The sequence below is a fragment of the Methanobrevibacter sp. genome, from assembly GCF_045114555.1.
Taxonomy (GTDB): Archaea; Methanobacteriota; Methanobacteria; order Methanobacteriales; family Methanobacteriaceae; genus Methanobrevibacter.
In genome coordinates, this window is the sequence record NZ_JBGUKT010000031.1 from 38,104 (window position 1) to 44,103 (window position 6,000).

Annotated in this window: 6 protein-coding genes; 1 reads left to right on the forward strand and 5 read right to left on the reverse strand. The window is 31.7% G+C overall.

The genetic code is table 11. The features are described 5' to 3' along the window. Nucleotides 1–28: 28 nt before the first annotated feature. Nucleotides 29–709, reverse strand: coding sequence for a DNA polymerase domain-containing protein (locus ACJMLB_RS07785; protein ID WP_296856192.1), 681 nt, complete (start codon nt 707–709; stop codon nt 29–31). Between the two features lie 335 nt (nt 710–1,044). Between ACJMLB_RS07785 and ACJMLB_RS07790 the strand changes: the two genes are divergently transcribed. Then, nucleotides 1,045–1,314: a winged helix-turn-helix domain-containing protein gene (locus ACJMLB_RS07790; RefSeq protein WP_405325040.1), complete on the forward strand. Its 270-nt coding sequence runs from the start codon at nt 1,045–1,047 to the stop codon at nt 1,312–1,314. A 100-nt stretch (nt 1,315–1,414) separates the two neighbouring features. Here ACJMLB_RS07790 and ACJMLB_RS07795 read toward each other — a convergent pair whose 3' ends face one another. From ACJMLB_RS07795 to hemB, 4 genes are all read right to left on the reverse strand, one after another. After that, the gene (locus ACJMLB_RS07795) at nt 1,415–2,191 is read right to left on the reverse strand and encodes an exodeoxyribonuclease III (RefSeq protein ID WP_405325043.1); all 777 of its coding nucleotides are present in this window, start codon (nt 2,189–2,191) and stop codon (nt 1,415–1,417) included. Nucleotides 2,192–2,322: 131 nt separating this feature from the next. Next, entirely contained in the window at nt 2,323–3,870 is a 1,548-nt protein-coding gene (locus tag ACJMLB_RS07800; protein ID WP_405325046.1) for a phenylalanine--tRNA ligase subunit alpha, read from the reverse strand. A 230-nt stretch (nt 3,871–4,100) separates the two neighbouring features. After that, a complete protein-coding gene (locus ACJMLB_RS07805) occupies nt 4,101–5,000 on the reverse strand; it encodes a triphosphoribosyl-dephospho-CoA synthase (protein ID WP_405325048.1) in 900 nt (299 codons plus the stop codon). A gap of 17 nt (nt 5,001–5,017) precedes the next feature. Next, nucleotides 5,018–6,000: porphobilinogen synthase (hemB, locus tag ACJMLB_RS07810; protein ID WP_405325051.1), on the reverse strand; the 983-nt coding region annotated here is incomplete at its 5' end.

Consider the following 6,000-nt stretch of genomic DNA (forward strand, 5'->3'; position numbering starts at 1 on the left):
ATATTTGTAAATTTTAATTCATTAGGAATTAAAAGAAAGCATCTAAACTTTGTTGCCTTTCATTGGAAGATAATTCCCTTAATCTATCCTTATCATAACCTAAAGGTTCCATCATCCTCGAAACAGCCGGAATCAACTGATTTTCAATATAATACTCCTTATCATATTCGATTCCTTCACTATATTCATAAGGAACTGCTCTCTGGCTAATTGAACCTTTTCCCTTAGCTATTATATATTGGACAATGGTTCCTTTACCTACCTTGATTCCATGAGATTCTATCTCTCGAGCAGCAATAACATGAGGGCCAACCTGTTTGTAATCATCAAGATTTTTGGTGATTTGGGTATGGATAACCAATTCCTTCATATCCAGATTACCTGACTTGATTTGTTTTAGAACTTTGCTGATGATCTTTTCAGCCTTTTTTACATTACCCTCTTCTAGAATAGCCATTAATATATCTTCCTGAGTTTTCTTTGCAATTGGAGCCCAATCTCTTCTAACAAGTTCCAATCCTTTTGCAATGATCTTACCATCTTCGATTACAGCATATCTTTTCTTGCTTACAAAGAACCCTCTTCTATAGAATCCTTCAAATTCCAATTCCATTGTATCAGGTAAAGACCCATTGAAATAAGATAAAAACTTATCCTTTTGTACCTTTATCTCATTTTCAATAGCTATTTGCTCAGGGGATTCAATCATTTTTACACCTAAAAATCATTATTCTATACAAGTATATCTTTTTTATCTTTTTAATAAATGTTTTTAATATTACCCTCACTTAAATTTGAAAATTATTTTCTAGACTTATCTATCTAATATCTATCTAATATCTATTAAATATCTATCAAATATCTATCAAATATCTATCAAATAGATATTATGAACTTAAACATTTAATATTTAATATCTAACTTAATATTATGAATAGTAATATATATTAAACTAAATTTGAATTCTTAACAAAAAATAAATATAATAAAGTTCAATATAATAAAAACAGTTTAATATAATAAAAACAGTTGAAAGGGATTGCTATGAAAGACTCTGAGAAAATTATTATAGAATTCATCAAGTTGTCAAAAAATCGAGAGAAAATATTCAAGGCATTAGATGGGGAAACATTAAAGCCTACAGATATAAGCAAAAAGACCAATATCCATAGTAACAATGTTAGTCGCATTTTAAGCCAATTGAGAGAGAAAAATTTAGTTCGTTTATTAAACCCTGAAACTAAACGAGGCAGGTTATATGAATTAACAGACTATGGAAAAGAAATTTTAGATTTAATGAAATCTCAAAATTAAGATTCATTAAATTTATAAAAAATAATTAAAAAATAATTAAAAAATAATTAAAAAAATAATGAAAATAATAAAAAAAGCAAATTAATAATAAAAAATAAAATTATATTTCTATTTCTAAAGCAATAGGACAATGATCAGAACCCATTACATCAGATTTGATATAGGATGCCTTGACATTGTCTTTAAATTCTTCATTAACAAAGAAGTAATCTAAACGCCATCCCACATTTCTTTCTCTAGCACGGGTCCTATAACTCCACCATGTATATTTATCCCTTTCATCTTCATGCAACATTCTAAAAGTGTCAACATAACCATTATCAAGGAATTTAGTTACCCATTCTCTTTCTACAGGCAAGAAACCTGAAACATCTTCATTATTTTTTGGCCTTGCAAGGTCAATTTCCTTGTGAGCAGTGTTTAAGTCACCACAAATCACCAAATTGTGACCTTTATCTCTTAAATCATTAGTGTAATCAAGGAATGCATCATAGAAATCAAGTTTATATTTTAATCTATCTTCATTCATACCACCATTAGGATAGTAAATGTTCAAGAGAGTGAAACCGTCGAAATCACATCTTTGAAGTCTTCCTTCAACATCAAACTTTTCAATCCCCATACCATCATAAACCTCTTTAGGTTCAATAGCTGTGTAAGTGGCTACACCACTGTATCCTTTCCTTTCTGCAGAATTGAAATAACTTGTATAACCTGGAATATTAACTAATTTTTTAGGCAATTGGTCTATTTGAGCCTTGGTTTCCTGAAGGCATACAATATCTGCCTTTTCCTCATTGAACCAATCAAGAAAACCTTTTTTATGAATAGCTCTAATACCATTTACATTCCATGAAATAAGTCTAATATCAGTCATAAAAATCACTTTTAAACAATAATTGAAAAATTGAATAATTATACTTAATAATCAAATCATCAGATAATAAAAAAAATTAAGAAAAATAAATAAAAAAAGAATAAAAATTACAAAAAATAAAAGGAGAAAAATTAATCAAATCTTACTCCTTCTTCTAAAGGCACCTCTCTTAACCAGCTAATATCACTCTTATAAAGCATTCTAATGTCAGATAAATCATATCTGATCATAGCAAGACGTTCAATACCTAAACCAAATGCTAAAGCTGGTGTATCGATTCCTAAAGGTTCTAAAACTTCTGGTCTGAACATTCCACAACCACCAAGTTCAATCCAGCTTTCCTTTTCCTCTAAATAAATTTCACATTCAGTTGAGAGATAGGTATAAGGGAAATAAGCAGGCCTGAATCTGACTTCAAATCCTAATTTCTTATAGAATTCCTTTAAAGTACCTAATAAGTTTTGATAATTGATTCCGGGAGCAGCAACAAGTCCTTCAACTTGATGGAACTCAGGCAAATGCTTATAATCAAAGGTTTCTCTTCTGAATACTCTTCCCACTGAAAACATCTTAATAGGGAGTTCACCTTTTGCCAATCTTTGAGTGGAAATTCCAGTTGTATGGGTTCTTAAAACAGATTGGCGAGCAATATCCTCATTCCAATCATAATTCCAACCTTCAGAACCTGTATTTCCACCATCTTCATGAGTTCTTGCTACTTTTTGAACAAGCTCATCATCTGGCAAATCACAAGTTAAAGGATTTTTTACATAAAATGTATCTTGCATTTCTCTTGCAGCATGATCTTGAGGTTGGAAAAGAGAATCAAAATTCCAGAAGGCAGACTCTAAATAATCACCTTTATCTTCAGTGAATCCCATATTCAAGAAGATTTCTCTAATTTCCTGAATGATTCTTCTTAAAGGATGCTCTTTACCTGGGAAGAATATAGGATACTCCGCATTAATATCATAAGGTCTGTATTTCAAGTCTTTCCAAGACCCTTCCTTAAGCTGTTGATGGGTCAATTGTGTAGCTTCCTCTTCAATGGTGAAGCCGATATCTAAAATCTCACGACCTAAATCGGTTAATTCAAAACTATGGAGAGTTGTCTTTTGCTCAGCAATAAGGTTTTTCCTCTCTTTAAGTGCAGATAAACCTTTAGCCATATCCTCATCTAATTGCTCTTTAGAGACTTGTGCCTTTTCAATAAGGGTTCTTAATAATGATTCATCATCCCCTAATTTTTCTTTGCTGGACTCACCTACATCGGTAATGGACAATACTCCCTTATCCATTTTTGCCCAGCTTTTACGAACCAACCAACCAATTGATATATTGACCTCTTTTTTGTCAAGCCCTTCTAAACTAGCCAAATCCTTCATGGCCAATTGCTTTTTATCCTGCAATACCTTTAGGATTCTTCTTTCAGGGAGGCCTATTTCAGCATATTTTTTACCATTCTCAGTCAAGCTAAATTTCTCTTTTGTCTCTTTGTTTACAATGATGATTCCTTTAGAAGCTAATGATCCTGCAGCACTCATAACTGATTTAATATTTAAACCAGTATTTTCAGCTATTTCATCAGGAGTTGCATTTTCATTAATCTCTAACTCTTTTAATAGCTTTTTTTCATAAATATGCAATTCATTGATAATTTTATTAATATTTTCACTCATCTAAACACCAGATGTTTTTTATAATAATTGATAAGAATAATTGATAGAACATGATTAATTATTTAATTTATTATTAAATGGTAAGAATTAAACAAAATATCTATCATTTCATAATATTATAATATATCTCTAATCTAATTAATAAATATATTCAAAAATAGGAATTTAAAATTTTAATAAAAAATTGGATAAAATAAGAAAATAAGAAAATGAAAAAAATAATAATAGAATTAGAAATTATCTGCAAGATAAGATAAGAATATGGATGCTGCAGTTAAATCAGCAGTTGTTCCAGGATTCAATTTGTTATCATAAAGATAATCATCAAATTCCAATAATTTTTCAACAAATGAATCATCATCCTTAAATTCCAAAATATCCATTGCTTTTTGAGATACTGATTCTGCCACTTCATCCCCATATTTTCTTGAGATTAAAGTGTCTGGAATTTGAGATAGGATAGTCATGAATGTTAAAACTGTAGCCTTATTGATTACATCAACATCATCAGAGGTTTTCCAGAAATTTGAAAAGCAAGGATATCCAATTTCAAAACAAACAGGCATTTTATTGGTGAGCTCATTTGCTAATCTATCCCAACCTGCTGAGATTTCCAAAACATCAAACATTGTTTGATTGTTTGCACGCAATTCATCCTTAGCCTTTTCGCTCATTACATCAAATTCCTCTTGATCTCCCATTCCACCTGCATCCGCAACATTGATTGCATCATAAAGATTCACTGCATCCTCAACAGTAGTAGCATTCATTAAACGACCTACATTCTCTTGAATTTCATCAAAGCTATTGCTTATTGAAGCTGCAGCGGCAATTGGAATACACATCATCATAATGCCTAAATTAGTGTTGGTTTCAATCCATCTGTTGGTTTCATCAACAGCTTGGAAAATGTATCTTCCTAATTCCGCTTTAGATAAGTCATCGATTTCCTTAACTTGACTTGCAACAGCTTCCATAGTGTCTCCAATAACTACAGCACTTATTGCAAAGTCTTGAAATACCATATCATCGTAATTTCTAGTTCTGTGAACATTTCCAGGTTTTGGCCAACCGCTCACTTCAAGAACTGATGCAATTTGAGCCAATTTAGCGATTTCTTTTGCTTCCACAAGCACTCCCCCAATCATTATAAGTGGTCTAAAGCATATGGAGCAAAATTAGTTATAATCAAGTCTGCACCAGCTCTCTTGATAGATAATAATGATTCCATAATAGAGTCTTCAGTCAAATAGCCATTTTCAATACCTGCCATAATCATGGAGTATTCCCCACTGACATTATAAGTTACTAAAGGAAGGTCAAATTCTTCTCTAATTGTTTTGATAATATCTAAATAAGGTAATGCAGGCTTAACCATTAAAAAGTCAGTTCCTTCAATCACATCAAGTTCAGCTTCCCTAATTGCCTCAAGAGCATTTGCAGGATCCATCTGATAGGACTTTCTGTTTCCAGCTGAAGGAGCTGAACATGCAGCTTCCCTAAATGGAGCATAGAATGAAGAAGCGAATTTGACTGAATAGGACATAATCATTGTATTGTAATAACCGTTTTCATCAAGAATTTCTCTTAAGGCTTGGATTCTACCATCCATCATATCAGAAGGTGCAACTATATCTGCACCTGCTTCAGCATGAGATAAAGCAGTTTTAGCCAAATATTCCAAAGATTCATCATTTAAAATCTCATAACCAAAATCAGTGTCATCATTTTCACGAATGAGACCACAGTGCCCATGAGAAGTATATTGGCATAAACATACATCAGTGATAATCACCAAATCAGTTTCAGCTTTAAGTTTACGTACAGTTCTTTGAACAATTCCTGTTGATGCAAAGGCAGGAGATCCGATTTCATCTTTTTTATCTTCACTTGGAAGGCCAAATACTATGATGGACCTTAATCCTTTAGCTTCCAATTCCTTAGCATATTCCACAGCCCCATTTAAAGAGAACCTATATTCACCAGGCATAGTGGAAATAGCTTCCTTTTCACCATCTTTAAGGTCTTCTTTAACGAATATTGGATAAATTAAATCTTCCTTATTTAATTTAGTCTCACGTACAATATCTCTAATTTTAGAGTTTTTCCTATATCTTCTCATTCTTGTAA